Annotated in this window: 13 protein-coding genes and 1 pseudogene; 6 read left to right on the forward strand and 8 right to left on the reverse strand. The window is 58.4% G+C overall.

Features of this window, described 5'->3' with window-relative positions:
• Window positions 1–3: 3 nt before the first annotated feature.
• The 4 genes from PI91_RS15905 to PI91_RS15920 are packed head-to-tail and all read right to left on the reverse strand — an operon-like array spanning window position 4 to window position 3,653.
• Window positions 4–1,242, reverse strand: coding sequence for a DotU family type VI secretion system protein (locus tag PI91_RS15905; RefSeq protein ID WP_008502648.1), 1,239 nt, complete (start codon window positions 1,240–1,242; stop codon window positions 4–6).
• A gap of 17 nt (window positions 1,243–1,259) precedes the next feature.
• Entirely contained in the window at window positions 1,260–2,603 is a 1,344-nt protein-coding gene (tssK, locus tag PI91_RS15910; protein WP_039266580.1) for a type VI secretion system baseplate subunit TssK, read from the reverse strand.
• Between the two features lie 28 nt (window positions 2,604–2,631).
• Window positions 2,632–3,135: a type VI secretion system lipoprotein TssJ gene (tssJ, locus tag PI91_RS15915; RefSeq protein WP_023344389.1), complete on the reverse strand. Its 504-nt coding sequence runs from the start codon at window positions 3,133–3,135 to the stop codon at window positions 2,632–2,634.
• 23 nt (window positions 3,136–3,158) lie between these two features.
• A complete protein-coding gene (locus PI91_RS15920) occupies window positions 3,159–3,653 on the reverse strand; it encodes a hypothetical protein (RefSeq protein WP_039266581.1) in 495 nt (164 codons plus the stop codon).
• Window positions 3,654–4,655: 1,002 nt separating this feature from the next.
• Here PI91_RS15920 and PI91_RS15925 point away from each other — a divergent pair.
• Both PI91_RS15925 and PI91_RS15930 read left to right on the forward strand, forming a co-directional pair.
• Window positions 4,656–6,944, forward strand: a complete 2,289-nt coding sequence (locus PI91_RS15925) for an FdhF/YdeP family oxidoreductase (protein ID WP_039266582.1) — start codon at window positions 4,656–4,658, stop codon at window positions 6,942–6,944.
• A 21-nt stretch (window positions 6,945–6,965) separates the two neighbouring features.
• Window positions 6,966–7,862, forward strand: a complete 897-nt coding sequence (locus PI91_RS15930) for a LysR family transcriptional regulator (protein ID WP_023344392.1) — start codon at window positions 6,966–6,968, stop codon at window positions 7,860–7,862.
• Here PI91_RS15930 and PI91_RS15935 read toward each other — a convergent pair.
• Window positions 7,841–8,599 (reverse strand): phosphate/phosphite/phosphonate ABC transporter substrate-binding protein, encoded by a 759-nt coding sequence (locus PI91_RS15935; protein WP_039266583.1) that lies wholly within the window; start codon window positions 8,597–8,599, stop codon window positions 7,841–7,843. The two genes, PI91_RS15930 and PI91_RS15935, sit on opposite strands and share 22 nt — an antisense overlap.
• Complete coding sequence (locus tag PI91_RS15940) at window positions 8,592–9,563, reverse strand: fatty acid desaturase (RefSeq protein WP_032638010.1); 972 nt, start codon at window positions 9,561–9,563, stop codon at window positions 8,592–8,594. The genes PI91_RS15935 and PI91_RS15940 overlap by 8 nt, the downstream gene beginning before the upstream one ends.
• Window positions 9,564–9,711: 148 nt before the next feature.
• Between PI91_RS15940 and PI91_RS15945 the strand changes: the two genes are divergently transcribed.
• A complete protein-coding gene (locus tag PI91_RS15945; protein WP_039266584.1) occupies window positions 9,712–10,692 on the forward strand; it encodes a GlxA family transcriptional regulator in 981 nt (326 codons plus the stop codon).
• 78 nt (window positions 10,693–10,770) lie between these two features.
• The gene (gap, locus tag PI91_RS15950; protein WP_021240396.1) at window positions 10,771–11,781 is read left to right on the forward strand and encodes a type I glyceraldehyde-3-phosphate dehydrogenase; all 1,011 of its coding nucleotides are present in this window, start codon (window positions 10,771–10,773) and stop codon (window positions 11,779–11,781) included.
• Window positions 11,782–11,822: 41 nt separating this feature from the next.
• Here the strand turns inward: gap and PI91_RS15955 are convergent.
• Window positions 11,823–13,009, reverse strand: a pseudogene (locus PI91_RS15955) (MFS transporter).
• 115 nt (window positions 13,010–13,124) lie between these two features.
• Here PI91_RS15955 and PI91_RS15960 point away from each other — a divergent pair.
• Window positions 13,125–14,081, forward strand: a complete 957-nt coding sequence (locus PI91_RS15960) for an AraC family transcriptional regulator (RefSeq protein WP_008502659.1) — start codon at window positions 13,125–13,127, stop codon at window positions 14,079–14,081.
• A gap of 102 nt (window positions 14,082–14,183) precedes the next feature.
• On the forward strand, window positions 14,184–15,866 hold the full coding sequence (locus PI91_RS15965; RefSeq protein ID WP_039266585.1) for an alpha,alpha-trehalase: 1,683 nt from the start codon (window positions 14,184–14,186) through the stop codon (window positions 15,864–15,866).
• Window positions 15,867–15,930: 64 nt separating this feature from the next.
• Here PI91_RS15965 and PI91_RS15970 read toward each other — a convergent pair whose 3' ends face one another.
• Complete coding sequence (locus PI91_RS15970) at window positions 15,931–18,033, reverse strand: TonB-dependent siderophore receptor (protein ID WP_039266586.1); 2,103 nt, start codon at window positions 18,031–18,033, stop codon at window positions 15,931–15,933.
• Between the last annotated feature and the right edge of the window lie 67 nt (window positions 18,034–18,100).

An 18,100-nucleotide genomic window follows, 5' to 3' on the forward strand; every position in this document is an offset into this window, starting at 1 on the left:
TCCTTAGTTTCCTTGCGGCAATCCGTTCAGCTCGGCCTGGGTATTTTCAGGCGACACCAGCAGAGTAATTTCCACACGGCGGTTACGGGCGCGGTTTTCAGGCGTCGTGTTCGGCGCCACCGGGTTAATCTCTCCCCGCCCTTCCGCTTTCACGCGGCCAGGCTGTGAGAGGCTTCCCTGCAGCATTTTCTGTACCGAGCGGGCGCGTTCCAGAGAGAGTTCATAGTTAGAGGCAAAGCGCGCGCTGCGGATCGGCACGTTGTCGCTGTAGCCCACCACCAGAATTTTGCCGCTCACGTTATTCATTGCCTGCGCGATGCGGTGGATGACCGGTTCATAGCGGTCGCGCACGACGGTCGAGGCAGAGGCAAACAGCCCGTCGCCTTTCAGGATAACCACGCTGCGATCCGCTTCGTCTTTCACCGCGACGAGGCCAGCCTCGATCTCCGGTTTCAGGAAGCCGCGCAGGTTCAGCACTGCCGGAAGCTGACGCGCCGGTTGCTGAATAGTGGTTTCCGGAAGCTGGGACTGGTAAATCTTCGCCAGCACCGGGTTGGTGCTGTCGCCAAGACGCCAGTTGAGCACGATATAAAACAGACAGGCGATAAACCCGGCCAGCGCCACGCAGGCCCAGAGAGGAACCATCGGCCGCCAGAGCTTGCGCAGCACCGGGCGATCTTCCGGATGGGGAGAAAGCGGCGCCGGATAGCTGCCGCGCACGCCGCGGATCATCTGCCACAGCCGCTGCTTGATGGTCTCAAGCTGGGTGCGGCCATTGTCCAGCACCCGATAGCGTCCTTCGAAGCCGAGCAGCAGGCAGTAGTTGATCATCTCCAGCAGCAGAATGTGCTCGCGCGGATTTTGCGACAGGCGCGCCAGCAGCTGGAAGAACTTCTCGCCGCCCCAGGTTTCGTTATGGAACGTCACCAGCAGGCCGTTGCTCGACCAGACCCCGCTGCTGCCCCAGGGGGTGAGCGCGGCGGCTTCATCAAGCGCCGTACAGAGGCAGTAGCGTGCCCCGACGATCACTTCGTAGGGCAGCCCCGCCTGCTGACAGCGGACTTCGAAACGGCGAATTTCATCGATCAGGCGCTGGCGTAACGCCACCTGATCGTCGTGCGATACCGAATGACGGATCTGCGGAATCGCATTGAGCAGCGGATTGGCGGCCGCCACCAGCTGATTGTTGCTACTGGCCCCGGTGAACGCGGCATCGCTGCCGGTATCCTGTCGTTCCTGCATATTAAGCGCTCGCTTTATTATTCTGTCGGGCTACGGATGGCCCAAAACTCCATATCCAGCCCCGGGAACTCCCCCGCAAGGTGCAGGGCGAATGCGCCGGACTTATCCATCTCGTGCCACAGCTCGCTGCCCTTTTCGAGTTCAAAGTAGCTGTAGCCGGCATGCCACGGGATCTGCGGCGGTGCAACCGGCATGGCGCGCAGCATAATGCCCGGCAGCTGAAGCTGAACCAGATCGCGGATTTTCGACACCGGTGCGACCTTCATCTGCGCCGGGAAATGGGTTTGCAGGTGTTCGCCCGGCACGTTGGCTTTGACCGCCAGCACGAAGCCGAACTCACGCACCATGCTGGTTTCAGGCACCGTGGCGATGTTGAGGCCGTGAGAGCGCTCGTTAAGCGGCAGCTGGATAGCGTGGTCTTCCATCACCAGCGACAGCCCCTGACGCAGCATCAGCATCAGCTTGCTGAAGCAGTTCGCCAGATCGTCATGATCGTAAATCGGCTGCACGCTTTCGGCGGTACGCTGCGACGTCCAGGTGGCGAGCTCGGTGGCAAACGGCAGCCAGCTGCGCCAGAGGGTTTCCGGGTGCAGCAGCGGGAGGGTTTTTAAATGAGACACCTCGCCCAGATGACGGTTAACCAGCGACAGCAGCGTAAACTCGATCATTTCAGAGGTGTTAAAGCGGCCGGGCTGGCGCAAACGGCCGCCAATCTGCTGGCTGCGCTGCACCAGTAAGCCGTGCAGATCGTTGATCATGCTGTAGATCTGCGGGCTGTTATTGGCATTGAGCATCGGCGGGATGTAGCTGTTGTCGAGCCGCACGTGGTTGTCGTTACGCTTCTCAGTCACAAACGCCACGCCGATGGCGGTCCACTCCGCCGTGAGGTCTTTTTCGAGCATCAGGGTCAGACGCAGGCGGCCAAACTGGACGGTAGCATCCCCCACCGACATGGCGTTATCGTCCTCCACCTCCTGCTCGAACGCGATAAAGCGCGCCAGCGAGGCTGGCTCTTCGCTGAAAATCACCTCTTCTCTCTCGCCACGACGAACCGGCAGTGCGAGCACCACCTTTTCGTTGGTGAGATTGTCAGGAATTTTCAGCGGTACAGGACCGTTGCGCCCGTTGCGCACCTGGAAAAAGGTGCCGTCCGGCAGCAGCCCACTGCAGTAGCTCAGGGCAATGCATCCCTGACGAAGCATCGCTTCATCCAGTTCAACGTCGAGAAAGCCCCAGAGATACGATCGCTGCAGCGCGCCCCATTCACGAACATGGTTGAGCAGATAGCTTTCAGTCCGCTGAAAATGGTGTGGACGCAGGAACATGCCTTCGGTCCAGACGACCTTTTCTGCTTTCGTCATGATGATGTGTTTCCTGTTTAGAAGCGCGTTACTGGCTGATGACCCGAATGCCGTTCACGTCGAGAAAAACGTTGGCCTGAAGTTCATCGGCGGACCATTTCCAGAACTGGTAGATATGATTTTCGCCAGGCACGGGCAGAGGGAGTGAAACGCGCCATTTTTTGCCATCCAGCACCTGGTACTCCGCCATCACGCCGATGTAGCGAGCCTCCGGCGAGCTTTGCCCGCTGAGAGTTTTTGACAGCTGTCCCGGCATCAGGAAGAACACATCGCTGTTCAGCAGATTCGCGCCAAGCGTGGCTGACGCGTTGTTCTGCAGGGAGTAGAAGTCGCTGGACATGAAATCCGCATCGGATTTCAGCAACAGCACCCGAACCTTAAGCGGCGCAGATTCATTGATTTGTGGATGAGCCTGAAACTGCAGATTGTAGCGGGAGGGGTCGCTGTGTGAAGACGACGAACAACCACCGATCAGCGCGAAAATCATCGCGTAAAAGAATAACCACAGCCTATGAAAATTTTTATTATTCATAAAAATGCGCTCATGAAAGCCGTTTAGTTCAGGATCCAGGTACCGTTAGCGCTGTCTTTGCAGGCTTTGCTGTTGCCGTCGACATCGACACAGGTCGCTTTTTTACGCGTCTTATGGCGAATGGCCTGTTTACGCACGGCGGCATCGTACTGGTCGGCCTTGATAACGGCGCGCATCGGAACGTAACCAATCAGCTGCTCGTTACCTTCATCGGCAAGCGCCATCCAGTAGTGTTCAACCTGACCCAGCACCACGTACGTTTTTCCGGTATCAAGAGTGCGGATAACTTTACCGCCGAAGTCAGGACGGCTCATCAGAGAGGCCGGATACATGGCACGATACGGCTCGTTAACCGGCGTGAACTCCGTCGGCGGCGTCACAGCGTGACGGTGGGTTAAGGTGACGCCGTTGACCTGGCTGGTCTCGATCGTATCGTCGTTAATCACAGGTTTCTGCGGTGCTTTACAGCCCGCCACCGCCATTACAAACAGAAGTGAAAACAGTACGCGCATTTTCATATGCTTTTCCGTAGCGATATTTCGATGATGGAGATAAGGGGATGAAGTTTGACTTAAGTGCTATTGTTAAAATAGCCAGGATATTTTCAGGGCGTTACTACTTTAAGGGCATAGCTACCGCACGAGCCTTTCAGAATAAGGCCCAGTGTCTTCCTGACATATTTTGACAAACGGTAAACAAGTTTACATGAGCTTCGTATCAATTCAATATTTACCGCCGCGTAACTGTTGGTAAATGAAGCAGTCGGAAAATTATAGGATTAATCCTATGATAAAAAACGATATGGCCCACCCTTTCTTATTCCCCCACCACAAAACTACATAACATCATGTTTTATCTATTAAAAAACACAAAAGAGAACCACTTTCATTAACGCAATCACGCTATTATCGCCACTACCATAATTAGTAGAATTCGCGTTTTTTTGATGTCAAAGGAATATATCCCTGATGAATTATTTGTTGCACTAACAGGGTATCTTTAATATTGAAGACGCTTCATCGCCTGGGTGAGAATATTTCACTTATGCAGAAAAATGTTAATTTCATGCCACAAAAAAAGCGTATATTTAGGCCGTAATAATTCCACTGCCAGGTATACCTTATATCTATTATTCATTAAGCCTGAGTAAACCTTCCTGTCATTTCCTCAAATGAAAAATGCCTCCGGCAGCCCGCCAGCCGCGAATCGTGGCGATATCTCCAGCGCAACAGCTTCATTCGATATTTTACTGGCGCTACATACTTTCCTGCTCACTGCCATCTATCTCGCCTACCGGACGATAGATAAGATTTATTATTAAAATGATCAATATTCGTTATAATTTCTTTAAATATTTAAACACCAGTCCAGATAAATTACTGTAATAAAAAGAGTTTGCGTTAAGGCATTTTCCCGTTCCGTATGTGCGTTGCCATCCGGTCGTCATTGCTTTCACCTATTGCTCTCGTCAGTGATTTATTGGCTCAGGCGTTGTGTGATCGAACAAATCAGGAGTGGGTATGAACAAGAAAAGACGCTCGGTGCCAGGCATCAGACACTATGACGGCCCTGCCGGCGGCTGGGGCGCATTGAAAGCGACGGCCATTGCGGTACGCACCCAAATGGATACCTTTGACGCCCCGGCGACGCTGCTGCGCACCAACCAGCCTGACGGCTTTGACTGCCCGGGCTGCGCGTGGCCTGATAAAGAACACAAATCGACGTTCCAGTTCTGCGAGAACGGCGCCAAAGCGGTGACCTGGGAAGCGACCAGCAAACGCGTCACCCCCGCGTTTCTGGCGGAAAACAGCGTCTCCTCGCTGCTGGCAAAATCGGACTTTGAGCTGGAAGGCTACGGGCGGCTGACGCATCCCCTGCGCTATGACCGTGCGAGCGACACCTTCCGCCCCGTCGACTGGGACGAGGCGTTTCAACGCATCGGCGAAGTACTGCGCGGGCTCGAACCGGACCAGGTCGAGTTCTATACCTCCGGACGCGCCTCTAACGAAGCGGCGTATCTGTTCCAGCTGTTCGCCCGCGAATACGGCACCAACAACTTCCCCGACTGCTCAAATATGTGTCACGAGGCCACCAGCGTCGGTTTGCCCCGTTCGATTGGCATCGGGAAAGGGACCGTCTCGCTGGACGATTTCGACAAGACGGAGCTGGTGATCTCCATCGGCCATAACCCCGGTACGAACCATCCGCGAATGATGGGGACCCTCCATGAGCTGGCCCGTCGCAACGTGCCGATTATCGTCTTTAACCCGCTGCGCGAGCGCGCGCTGGAACGTTTTGCGGACCCGCAAAGCGTGATTGAAATGGCGACCTACGGCTCCACGGATATCGCTTCGACCTATTTCCAGGTGAAGGCCGGAGGTGATGCCGCCGCGCTGAAAGGGATTGCCAAACACCTGCTGGAAATGGAGGCCGCACGCGGTGACGTGCTCGATCGCGCGTTTATTGTCGAACATACTCAGGGCTTTGAGGACTTTGCCGCCGATATCGCGCAAACCCGCTGGGACGAGATCGAACGCGAGTCGGGTCTCAGCCAGGCGGCGCTCAAAAAGGTGGCCGAGGCCTATGCGAAATCGAATGCCACCATCATTACTTACGGGATGGGCATTACCCAGCATAATAAAGGGACGGCCAACGTCCGCCTGATTGCGGACCTGCTGCTGATGCGCGGGAATATCGGCAAGCCCGGCGCGGGAATATGCCCGCTGCGCGGCCACTCAAACGTGCAGGGGAACCGTACCGTCGGGATTAGCGAGAAACCCACGCCGGCCTTCCTGAACCGTCTGAAGGAGGTTTTCGGCTTTGAGCCACCGTCTCACCACGGCCATGACGCGGTGCAGGCCACCCAGGCGATGATCGACGGCCGCGCGAAGGCGCTCATCTGCCTCGGCGGTAATTTTGCGGTGGCGATGCCCGATCATGAACGCGGCTTTCCGGCGATGGGATCCCTGGATTTGAGCGTCCACGTCGGCACCAAGCTCAACCGTACCCATCTGCTGGTGGGCAAAGAGACCTTTATTTTCCCATGTCTTGGCCGTACCGAGCTGGATGTTCAGGCCACCGGCCGCCAGTCCATTACCGTTGAAGACTCGATGTCGATGGTCCATGCCTCATCCGGCAAGCTAAAACCCGCCTCCCCGTTGCTTCGGTCAGAACCCGCTATCGTCGCGGGCATGGCGAAAGCCACCCTGCCGGATACCCGCGTGGACTGGATGACGCTGGTTGAGGATTACGATCGTATCCGCGATCTGATCGAGCAGACCATTCCGGGGTTTGAGAACTACAACGCGCGGATCCGCGTTCCCGGCGGCTTCCGTATGCCGCTGCCGCCAACGCAACGTCTCTGGCCAACGGCGACGGGAAAAGCGATGTTCTCGGTCTTCGTCGGCGTACACGAGAACGCCAGCGGTGAAGGTGAGCACGTCCTGCGCCTGATCACGCTGCGCAGCCACGACCAGTACAACACCACCATTTACGCGCTGGACGACCGCTACCGCGGCGTGTTTGGCCGCCGCGACGTGCTGTTTATGAACGAAGAGGATATGGCGCAGTCAGGGCTGGAACACGGCGACCGCGTGGATATCGAAACCGCCCTGCCCGGCAACGGACAGCGTCTGGAAGACATTACCGTGGTGGCGTACAACATCGCGCCGGGGACCGTCGGGGCCTATTATCCGGAGGCCAACGTGCTGGTACCGCTTGATTATCTGGATAAGGACAGCGGTACGCCGTCGTATAAATCCGTTCCGGTTCGCATCACCCTGCGCTCAAAAGAGATCCGCATGCTGTAAGCCGATCGCGCAGAGAAAAAGATGGATATTAAACAGTTAAAATATTTAATCGCGCTCGACGAGACCCGCCATTTTGGCAAGGCGGCCTCGCAGTGCAACATCACCCAGCCGACTCTTTCCATGCGCATCCGCAGCCTGGAAGAGGAGCTCGGGCTGGTACTGATTGTGCGCGGGCAGCGCTTTGAAGGGTTTACGCCGGAGGGTGAACGCATCCTCGCGTGGGCCCGCGCGCTGCTGGCTGCACATGACGGGCTACAGGCGGAAGCCGCGCTGTGCAAAGGTCAGGTGGTGGGCGAACTTCGTCTGGGGATGGTGCCGCTGGCGAGCGTGGATCCGATGATCTTTATTCGCCTGCTGACGGAAAAATACCCGGAGCTGACCTACAGCCTCTATTCCATGTCCTCCGCGCAGATTGCCGACGGCGTCAGCCGCAATCAGCTTGAGCTGGGGATTTGCTATCTCAACAGCATCGACGCCAGCCTGTTCGATATTATCCAGCTTCCCAAAACGAAGATGGGCCTGCTGCACGACGTCCGCCATTTCCAGCTCGGCCAGGAGACATTGACCTGGCGCAATCTGACGGATTTTCCGCTGGGGTTCCTGACCAAAGGGATGCATTACCGGGCGCATATGGAGGCCAGCTTTAAGTCTGCTGGCATTGAACCGAGGTCCGTTTTCGAGAGCGACTCCACGTTCCAGATCATTCAGGCGGTGCAAAGCGGCGTATGCTGCGCCGTGATGCCGCTGAACAACGGGCTGGAAGATCTGAACGGTCATTTCAGGATTGTCCCCATCGCCGACGCCAACATTGAGGCTCCTGTCGGCCTGATTATGCGCCGACAGAAACCCGTCTCCTCGCTGGCGCTGCGCTGTTTTACCGACGCGCAGGAGATCTATCACGCCAGCAATGAGGCGTAGGCCTGACGCGTCACCACGCTAAAACCGCGGATCAGCACCGCGTCGCAAACGGCCCGGTGCTCCGGCGAACTCACCAGCGCGTGGAGCGCATCGCGAAGGGCGTTCAGGGTCTCAGGCGAGGTGCGGGGCGAGGTAATGAGCGGCAGCCCCGGCGTCAGCGGGGTACGGTCAATGACCGCCAGACCCGTCAGGCTTTCCGGTTCGTGACGCTGCAGCAGTGCCCAGGTGACACAGTCGATGGCCGCGATATCCCCTGCCCCGCGTTTGACATCAATCAGCGACTGGCGATGGCTGCCGCTAAAGAACGTTTGCGCGAAAAACGGCTCCTGAGCCACCAGAGACGCCACTTTTTTTCGCAGCGCATTGTAGCCGGACTGCGAGTCCGCAGTGTTACAGACCGCCCGTCGGCCGCGAAAATCCGCCAGCGTGAGGTGCCGATCCTCCTCGCGCACCACCAGAAAGCTGCGGTAGTGGCTCCCTTCGCAGCCCGGGGCCGCGTAGTGAAAACAGCCGACGACCTGCACGTCCGGAAGCAGCGTGACGAGCGGATAACCGCAGGCCTGGCTGAGGATAAGCCCGGGCTGTTGCCAGTGGGTGAGCAGATCGGACTCCGGTCCGTCGGGGACATCATCGACGGGCACACCGCGAGCGGCAAGCAGCCCCTTTACCGCCAGCCAGAGCGCGCGGGTGTCGGCGCGATCCACCGCATACATGGGAAACGCCAGCAGGTTACTCATATCCCTCCTCCTGTTGTTTTCCGGGGTGAACGGTGACGTCGACGGGCCTGGCCCAGAACTGGCGCAGCCATTCACCGTAGCCCCTGACGAGAAAACCGCGGTTTCGCTCCCGGTACGCCTCCCGGTTTTGCTGGTAGATCGCCTTCAGCCCGTACCACGGCACGCCCGGTAAATCATGGTGTACTGAATGGTAGTTGAGATTTAAAAACAGTATCCGCCAGAACAGCCCGGCCTCGTTAATGACGGAGCGCGCCAGCGGATCGTCCGCCGCGCGATGTTCGAAAAACGATCGCACCTTGGTCAGCGCCAGCGCCGGATAGCTGACCGCCAGCACGAACCAGACGGGGGAAAAACCGACGTGCGTCATCCAGGCGAAAAGCGCCACCAGCAGCGTGATGTGAACCAGCCACATCGTCATCGCCCGCAGGTGAAGATGACGAAACGCCGCCCCGGCGCTGCCCAGCGTCTGGACGATATCCAGCAGCGGCGCCAGCAGAAGCCGCCCGGCAAAGGTATTTCGGGCCCGGATCAGGCGCTTCTGCCAGGGGGAAAAGCGCGCCCAGCTCGCCTCGGTAAAATAGTACGACTCCGGGTCATCCACCGGATGGGTCAGGCTATCGTACCGATGGTGGGCCAGATGGGAATCCCGGTAGAGGCCATACGGATACCAGACCGCCAGCGGGAGCGTGCCGAACAGCTGGTTAAGCCAGGCAAAACGGGTGGGATGCCCGTGGATAAGCTCATGCTGTAGGGACATATACCAGGCGGTAAACCCGATCAGCAGCAGCGTGGCGGGCAGCAGGCCGAGCGTTTGCCAGAACGCCAGCGTGGCAAACCAGCCCGCATAAATCGTGAACATTACCAGCCAGGTGGGCAGTTCGCTTCGCCATAAGAAACCCGACGCGAGGCGGTGAATTTGATTGCGTTGTTGCGGATGTAAATAGAGGGAGCTTCGTTTACCCATTCCTTCAGACGCCGTTTCGCCAGAGACAGAGCCCTGACGATCGGGGATTACGCCTGAAATCACAAACAACTTAAATCGCTTTGCTTTGCCAGAAACGTGAAGTGAGGGCACGCTTGACTTATTCTGTATTAAAGGTACTTTTCAGGACATGAAGAAGATCCTGATTATCGTTCCCGACGGCGGCATGCTGTTTGAAGCCGCCGGTATCGCCGACATTCTGATGCAGGCCAACCAGCTGCATCCGGAAGGGCTGGCGCATCCCCGCTACCGGATTATCATCGCCACCACGCAGCCTCACCAGGTGATCCACGGCCAGTCCGGCCTGAATCTGCTGGCGGACTATCGCCTGCCGGAGCTGGATCCGCGCGAACCGCTGGACACCATTATCATCACCGGACGCGGTATGAACGAGCAGGAGAGCATAGCCGTTGTGGACTGGCTGCACCTCGCAGCGCCGCACGCCCGGCGGGTAGCCTCTATCTGCGGCGGCGCGATGCTGTTGGCCCAGACCGGCTTGCTGGACGGTCGGCGCGCCACCACCCACTGGCGGCTGCTGGAGACCCTGCAAGCCCAGTACCCGTCAATCCAGGTCGAAGGCGGCCCGCTGTACATTCAGGATGGCCCCATCTGGACCTCCGGCGGCGTGAGTTCCGGATTCGACCTGACCCTGGCGCTGGTGGAGGACGACTACGGATTTACCCTCGCCCGCGACGTGGCGCAGGATATGGTGATGTACCTGCGACGTCCCGGCGGACAGCTGCAGTTCAGCCGCTACAGCCTGCAGCAGCCGGGCACCGCAGGGCCGATAGGCGAAGTGCAAAGCTGGATCCTGCAGAACCTCACCGCCGATCTGTGCGTGGAGAACCTGGCCGAGAAAGCGGCGATGAGCCCGCGTAACTTCACCCGCGTGTTTACCCGCGAGGCCGGGGTCTCGCCTGCCCGCTACGTGACCGAAGCGCGACTGGCCGCCGCCCGCCAGCTGCTTGAGCAAACCCGCGATCCCCTTGAGCGCGTTGCGGAGCAAAGCGGATTTGGCACCAGCATTAATTTACGCCGCATCTTTGAGAAACAGCTTCACCTCACGCCCGGCGAATACCGCCAGCGCTTTCACTGCCGCAAGATGGCGTAATCTGATCCTTTTTTGTCATTTACGCCAGCCGGCCCGACGCCTACAGTGACTCCAGACAACAGAGATAAGGAGTGCACCATGGTTAAGGTCGGTATTAACGGTTTCGGCCGTATCGGACGTAATGTCCTGCGCGCGGCGCTGGGCAACCCGGATCTGCAGATTGTGGCGATTAACGATCTGACGGACAGTAAAACTCTCGCCCATCTGCTGAAGCATGATTCCCTTCTGGGCAAACTGCCCGCGCCCGTTGAAGCGGGTGACGGTGCGTTGCAGGTAGACGGCCAGCGGATCGTGGTATTTAGCGAACGCGACCCGGCGAATATCCCGTGGCGTGATGCCGGGGTAGACGTGGTGATTGAGGCCACCGGCTTCTTCACCGAGCGGGAGAAAGCGGCGGTGCATATCACCCACGGCGGCGCTAAGCGCGTCATCATTTCCGCCCCCGGGAAGAACGACGACCTGACGATTGTGATGGGCGTCAACCATGACCAGTACGATCCCGCCCGGCACGCGGTGGTGAGCAACGGGAGCTGCACCACGAACGGTCTGGCACCGGCCGCTCAGGTGCTGCATCAGCAGTTCGGAATTGAGCATGGCCTGATGAACACGACGCACGCCTACACCAACAGCCAGGCGCTGCACGATCAGCCAGAGAAAGATCTGCGCGGCGCCCGCGCGGCGGCGCTGTCGATTGTGCCCTACTCCAGCGGCGCGGCGAAAGCGCTGGGGAAAGTGATCCCCTCCCTGGACGGCAAGCTGACCGGGTACTCCCTGCGCGTGCCGGTGCCGGTGGTGTCGATTGTCGATTTAACCGTGACGCTGAGCCGCAACGTGACCGCCGAAGAGGTGAATGACGCGTTCCGCAACGCGGCCGCCAGCGGGCCTCTGAAAGGCATTCTGGGGTATAGCGATGAACCGCTGGTCTCCAGCGATTACCAGGGTGACCCGCGATCCTCGATTATCGACGGGCTTTCCACGCTGGTGATTGGCGGGAATATGGTGAAGATCCTGGCGTGGTATGACAACGAATGGGGCTTCTCTAACCGCCTGGTGGATCTGGCGGTATTGATGGATAAGAAAGGGCTGTAAACCTGAGGCCGGGTGGCACGAACGCTCACCCGGCTAAAAAATCACTCCGCTTTCACTTTCACACCCATAAACACAATCACCATCGCCGTCACCAGCAGCAAACCGCTGCCCGCGAACACGCCGCTGGCACCGTTAAGATCAAATACCGCCCCACCTCCGGCCGCACCGGCGCTTATCGCCAGCTGGATTGAGGCCACCAGCAGCCCCCCTGCACTTTCGGCTTCATCCGGAACGGTGGTCGCAAGCCAGGTTGACCAGCCCACCGGAACCAGGTCAAATGCAAAGCCCCACAGCGCGACCAGCAGCCCGTCCAGCATCGCCAGATGACCAAAGGCGACCATCATGAGCGCGAGAACGCCCATCGCAAACGGCACCAGCGCCAGCGTCAGGCGCAGATTGCGTGCCAGCAGATGTCCGGCCACGGAGGTGCCCACAAAGTTGGCGATACCAAAGCCCAGCAGGATCAATGAAATGGTTTCCACGCTCGCCTGTCCTACCGTCTCCAGGAACGGACGCAGGTAGGTAAAGAAGGCGAAATGGCCGCTGAAGATCAGGATGGTCGCCAGCATGCCGCCGATCATCCCCGGACGGCGCAGCACGCGGAACAGCGTACTCAGGCTACCGCTGCTCTCCGGCTTCATGGACGGAAGCACCCACAGCTGCCACAGCAGCGCCAGCATGCTCGGCAGAATGCAGAGCACAAAGACGTTGCGCCAGCCGATCAGGCTGCCCAGATAGCTGCCCAGCGGGCCGCGACTACCGTGGCAATCGACACGCTGGAGAAGATCACCGCCAGCGCTTTTGGCACTTTATCTGCCGGAACCAGACGCATCGTTGTCGCCGTCGACATGGCCCAGAATCCCCCGATGGCTATCCCCAGCAGCAGACGCCCCATGAGCAGGACGTGCAGGTTGGGCGCAAAGGCCACCAGCAGGCTGGAGATAATTTGCAGCACCGAGAAAAACATCAGTACCCAGCGGCGGTCGATACGCCTGGTCGCCGGGGTGATCAACAACCCGGTGACCAGCGCCACCAGCGCGGTGGCGGTGACAGCCTGTCCGGCCATCCCCTCGGTCACGCCCAGGCTCGCGGCCATGGGTGTTAACAAGCTGGCGGGCAGAAATTCTGCCGTAATCAAACCAAATACCCCCAGCCCCAGTGAATAGACGGCCCGCCAGGCGGGTTTTGCAGGCGCTACCGCCTCGCTCGCCGCGACACATGAACTCATCTGTTGATCTCCCGTTATAAAAATGTGACTACTGTCGCAAAAGAATAGAAGGTTCACCCTGGACGATCTATGACATATAATCTCCACTTATTGATTATTCGTCCGGAGTTGCGCCATGACCGTACAGTCACCCGATTTGATCAGCGAACTTTTACGGGGCATGCGCCTGTCAGGCGTGAAATACCGGCGGATTGAAGCCAGTGCGCCCTTTGGCGTCGCGTTTCATCAGGCTCCCGGCCGGGCACAGTTCCATTTTGTGAGCCACGGTAGCGCCCTGCTGCGCATGGAGAGCGGCGCAACGTTCGAACTGAGCGGCGGCGACGCCCTCTTTATTCCCGGCGGGAATTCCCACGCTTTGCTCTCTGACGAGCAGGCCACCCTTACCCCGGTCAACGCCTTCCCGAGCGAGCCTATCTGCAGCTCGGTCTGCGCCATTACCTGCGAGCCCTGCCCTGAGAGCGAGAACACCCTTATTTTTAGCGGGTGCATGGATTTTGAGCTGGGCGGGATGCAGCCGCTGATCAAGGCGATGCCGGAAGTGATGATGGTTAGCCGGCTGATGTCCACCTGGCCGGAAATTCATCCGCTGCTGGCGGCGATGGAGCGGGAATCCGCGGCGCGTCAGGCCGGGTATGCCGGGATCCTTGCGCGGCTGGCCGACGTGGTGGCGGCGTTAATTGTGCGGGGCTGGGTTGAAGGCGGCTGTGGCAAAGCCACCGGCTGGGTGCAGGTGTTGCGCGACCCGCGCCTGAGCCGGGCCATTTACGCCATGCACCAGCAGCCAGGCCTGAACTGGAGCGTGGCGGATCTGGCAAAAGAAGCCGGGACTTCCCGCTCCGTTTTCGCGGAACGGTTTCTCGCGGCGACGGGAACGACCCCGGCAAAATATCTCAGCGAGCTGAGAATGCGGCTGGCCATTCAGTATATTCGTCATGAAAACCAGCCCATTGAAACGGTCGCGCTGCGGCTGGGATATGGCTCTCTGGCGGCATTTAGCCGGGCGTTTAAGCGCATCATTGGCCATGCGCCGGGCACGCTGCGGGAAGCCAGCCAGACCGCGGAAGAGGTCTGAAAGCGCGGCAATATTTAACGCGAAGCGGGCAATATTCGTCTAAGGTTTTCAGGTGATTGACAACAGCGGTCACGCTGTTTAGTGAAGACAGGAGACGAACTGATGATAAGACCTCGTACACTACGCCCCGCGTTTTTGCCCCTTGCGTTAGGCGGCGCGCTGCTCGGCCTAACGACACTGGGCTATGCCGACGATAACCCCGCAACCCAGACAACCTCACCCGATATTTTACTTGGCCCTCTGTTTAACGACGTGCAGAGCGCCAAACTGTTTCCCGATCAGAAAACCTTTGCGGATGCCGTCCCCAAAAGCGACCCGCTGATGATTCTGGCGGACTACCGCATGCAGCACACGCAGTCCAGCTTTGACTTACGCCACTTTGTCGAGATGAACTTTACGCTCCCTGCGGAAGGGGAAAAATACGTTCCGCCTGCTGGACAAAGTTTACGTGAGCACATTGACGATCTCTGGCCCGTACTGACGCGCACTACCGATAAAGCCAGCAACAAATGGGATTCCCTTCTCCCGTTACCGAAGCCCTACGTTGTGCCCGGCGGACGTTTCCGCGAGGTCTACTACTGGGACAGCTATTTCACCATGCTGGGACTGGCAGAGAGCGATCATTGGGACAAAATCAGCGACATGGTGGATAACTTTGCGTATGAGATCGACACCTTCGGCCACATTCCCAACGGCAACCGCAGCTATTACCTGAGCCGCTCCCAGCCGCCGTTTTTCTCACTGATGGTTGAACTGCTGGCGACCCATGACAGCGACGCGCTGAAGAAGTATCGTCCGCAGATGGAGAAAGAGTATGCCTACTGGATGGACGGCGTCGACGCCCTTCAACCGGGCCAGGCCAACAAACGCGTGGTGAAGCTGGATGACGGCGCTGTCCTCAACCGCTACTGGGACGACCGCGATACGCCGCGCCCGGAGTCCTGGCTTGACGATGTGAATACCGCGAAAAGTAACCCTAACCGACCGGCAACCGAGATCTACCGTGATTTGCGTTCCGCCGCGGCCTCGGGATGGGACTTTAGCTCCCGCTGGATGGACGATCCGCAAAAACTCGGCACCATCCGGACCACCAGCATTGTGCCCGTGGACCTGAACGCCCTGATGTTCAAGATGGAAAAACTGCTGGCCCGGGCAAGCCAGGAGAGCGGCGATGCCGCCAGCGCAAGCAAGTATGAGACGCTGGCCACCGCGCGCCAGAAAGCCATCGAGAGCCACCTGTGGAATGATAAAGAGGGCTGGTACGCCGATTACGACCTGAAGAGCAAGAAGGTACGCAATCAGCTCACGGCGGCGGCCCTGTTCCCGCTTTACGTCAAGGCGGCGGCGCAGGATCGTGCCGAAAAAGTCGCCGCGGCAACCTCCTCTCGTCTGTTGAAGCCGGGCGGGATAGCGACCACCACCGTCAACAGCGGCCAGCAGTGGGATGCGCCAAACGGCTGGGCTCCGCTGCAATGGGTGGCCGCGGAAGGGTTACAGAATTACGGGCAAGAGAAGGTCTCAATGGATGTGACCTGGCGCTTCCTGAAAAACGTTCAGCATACCTATGACCGGGAAAAGAAACTGGTCGAGAAGTATGACGTGTCGACCACCGGTACGGGCGGCGGCGGCGAGTATCCGCTGCAGGACGGCTTCGGCTGGAGCAACGGCGTGACCCTGAAGATGCTGGACCGGGTCTGCCCGAAAGAGAAACCGTGCGACAGCGTGCCGGAGAATCGGCCTGCGGCGAATGATGAGGTGGCGCCGGTGAAAGCCTCGGCGCAGTAAGGGAGTATTGCCGGGTGGCGGCTACGCCTTACCCGGCCTACTTTTTGCCCTCACAGGGCCTTGTTCAGAAACTGTAACTTGCCCCAAGCTGATACGTTCTGTCGCGCCCAATCCAGCAGTTGGTCGCGTCGTAGCAGGTCAGCGTCTCTTTGTTGGTGATGTTCTGCGCGCTGGCTTTAAGCGTTAGCCCGGCCAGCGAAGGCAGAATTTCGCCCATCCGGTAGGATGCCGACATATCGTACTGCGTGCTGCCGCCCAGTTTACCCGCATCGTTAGCCGGTGAGATTTCCATTGGCCCGGTGTAGCGTGCGCCCGCGCCCAGCATCAGCCCTTTCAGCGGCGTGTTTTCAAAGGTGTAATCCCCCCAAAGGTTGAAGGCATTCTCCGGCACCTGCGTTGGACGTTTACCTTTGTACTTGTCATCTTCCGTATTGATCGCGTGGGTGTAGGCGTAGTTGGCAATCAGCGTCAGGTTGTCCGTCGGGCGGCTGATGGCAGACAGTTCCGCCCCTTTGGATTCCACTTCCCCGGTCTGACGATAGTTCAGGAAGCCCGGATCGGAGGTGACGACATTTTTCTGACGGATGTTGAACACCGAGGCGGTAAAGGTAGTGGCGTAGTCGGCCAGCAGATATTTCACGCCGCCCTCCACCTGCTTGCTGGTGGTCGGTTTGACGTCTTTCGCCACGAGCGTGCCCTGCGGCGACACCGGCGCAAAACCTTCGGAATAGCTGATAAACGGCGAAATCCCGTTATCAAAGGCGTAAAGCGCGCCCAGACGTTTGGTGACGCGATCCTGAGAGACCCAGTCCTTATCACCGTTTTGCAGATAATTGGTGGTGACGGAGCGATAATCATCGTAACGCAGGCTGGCCAGCAGATTTAACCCGCCAAACTCCACCTGATCCTGCAGGTAATAGCCGTTCTGCTGATAGCTCAGACGGTTTTTCTGAGCGGTATACAGCCCTAATGCGCTTTCGCTGATTTGCGAATAGTCAGGATTGCGCATATCCATGCCCGGCGTGGTCGACGCGTAACGGTAGTGGAAATGGGAGTTCAGCTTCTGATAGTCAAACCCGGCCAGCAGATGGTGTTGCCAGTCACCGAGCGCCACGGTTTTGGTCACCTGGTTATCGATGTTGAAGCTCTGCAGATCTTCATCGGTGGTGTAGGCAAAACGGTTGAGCTGATAAACCTCGCTTCCCGTGCCCGTTGCATAGACGCTGCGCTGGTGCGTGTCGACGTCGAAATAGCGCGCCTTCTGGTTAAAGCCCCAGCCGCTGTCAAACTCATGCTCAAAGCTGTAGCCCAGCATCCACTGACGCTGCTTAAACCCGCTCCACTCATCACCGGCGTAATCGCGCTTGCCCGCGTATGTCGAGCGCAGGTAGGCGATCGGAAGCGGGTTAGACGGCGTCAGGCTCGGGGAGTTCTGCGCCAGCGCATCCAGGGTGAGGCGGGTTTTGCTGTCGGGTTGCCAGGTGACGGACGGGGCAACCAGGTAGTTTTCATACCGGGTGGTGTGCGGCTGATCGTCATTTTCCGTCGCTTTCCCCAGCAGGCGGTAGTTCCAGTCGCTGTTGGCAATCTGCCCGGTTGAGTCGAGATAGCCCTCTTTCAGGTTGCGGTTGCCGGTGTTAAAACCGAATTCGGTTCGCGCTTCCCGCTGCGGCTTTTTACTCTGGATATTCACCAGCCCGCCCGGCGAGCCGCCGCCGTAGAGAACCGATGAGGGGCCTTTCAGGATATCAACGCTGTCAATCAACAGCGGATCGATGCGCGCTTTGGTATTGCCGGTGACGTTATAGGGTAACTGCAGCCCGTTGTAGAACTCCTGGTCGACGGTAAAGCCACGAATTTTATATTCGCTCATGTAGGAGGTATTTCCCCGCACTTCGGTTGAAACGCCCGGCGCATAGCGGAGGATTTCATTCACGGAATTCGCATGGCGCTTGTCAATTTCCGGCGCAGAGAGGGTCGTGATGACCTGCGGCGTTTTACTTTCAGCTACGGCCGATTTCGTGGCGCTGTTCGTCCAGGCCGGCAGCGCGCTGCCCTGCTCTGCGCCCGTGACGACGATAGTGGATTCTTCGGCGAATGCCGGAGCGTGCAGTGCGAGCGTGATGGCGCCTGCCAGGGCGCAAAGCATAAAACGTGAGGGAGTCATAATGTCGTCTTGTTGTCAGATGCAATACGGAACGACAATTATTATCATTTACATTAACAAATCAATA

Source organism: Enterobacter sp. FB, from assembly GCF_000805795.1.
Taxonomy (GTDB): Bacteria; Pseudomonadota; Gammaproteobacteria; order Enterobacterales; family Enterobacteriaceae; genus Enterobacter; species Enterobacter roggenkampii.

Bases quoted from the DNA above. Each gene is read 5' to 3' on its own strand.
- PI91_RS15905 (WP_008502648.1), bottom strand. From the start codon at position 1,242: ATGCAGGAACGACAGGATACCGGCAGCGATGCCGCGTTCACCGGGGCC.
- tssK (WP_039266580.1), bottom strand. From the start codon at position 2,603: ATGACGAAAGCAGAAAAGGTCGTCTGGACCGAAGGCATGTTCCTGCGT.
- tssJ (WP_023344389.1), bottom strand. From the start codon at position 3,135: ATGAATAATAAAAATTTTCATAGGCTGTGGTTATTCTTTTACGCGATG.
- PI91_RS15920 (WP_039266581.1), bottom strand. From the start codon at position 3,653: ATGAAAATGCGCGTACTGTTTTCACTTCTGTTTGTAATGGCGGTGGCG.
- PI91_RS15925 (WP_039266582.1), top strand. From the start codon at position 4,656: ATGAACAAGAAAAGACGCTCGGTGCCAGGCATCAGACACTATGACGGC.
- PI91_RS15930 (WP_023344392.1), top strand. From the start codon at position 6,966: ATGGATATTAAACAGTTAAAATATTTAATCGCGCTCGACGAGACCCGC.
- PI91_RS15935 (WP_039266583.1), bottom strand. From the start codon at position 8,599: ATGAGTAACCTGCTGGCGTTTCCCATGTATGCGGTGGATCGCGCCGAC.
- PI91_RS15940 (WP_032638010.1), bottom strand. From the start codon at position 9,563: ATGGGTAAACGAAGCTCCCTCTATTTACATCCGCAACAACGCAATCAA.
- PI91_RS15945 (WP_039266584.1), top strand. From the start codon at position 9,712: ATGAAGAAGATCCTGATTATCGTTCCCGACGGCGGCATGCTGTTTGAA.
- gap (WP_021240396.1), top strand. From the start codon at position 10,771: ATGGTTAAGGTCGGTATTAACGGTTTCGGCCGTATCGGACGTAATGTC.
- PI91_RS15960 (WP_008502659.1), top strand. From the start codon at position 13,125: ATGACCGTACAGTCACCCGATTTGATCAGCGAACTTTTACGGGGCATG.
- PI91_RS15965 (WP_039266585.1), top strand. From the start codon at position 14,184: ATGATAAGACCTCGTACACTACGCCCCGCGTTTTTGCCCCTTGCGTTA.
- PI91_RS15970 (WP_039266586.1), bottom strand. From the start codon at position 18,033: ATGACTCCCTCACGTTTTATGCTTTGCGCCCTGGCAGGCGCCATCACG.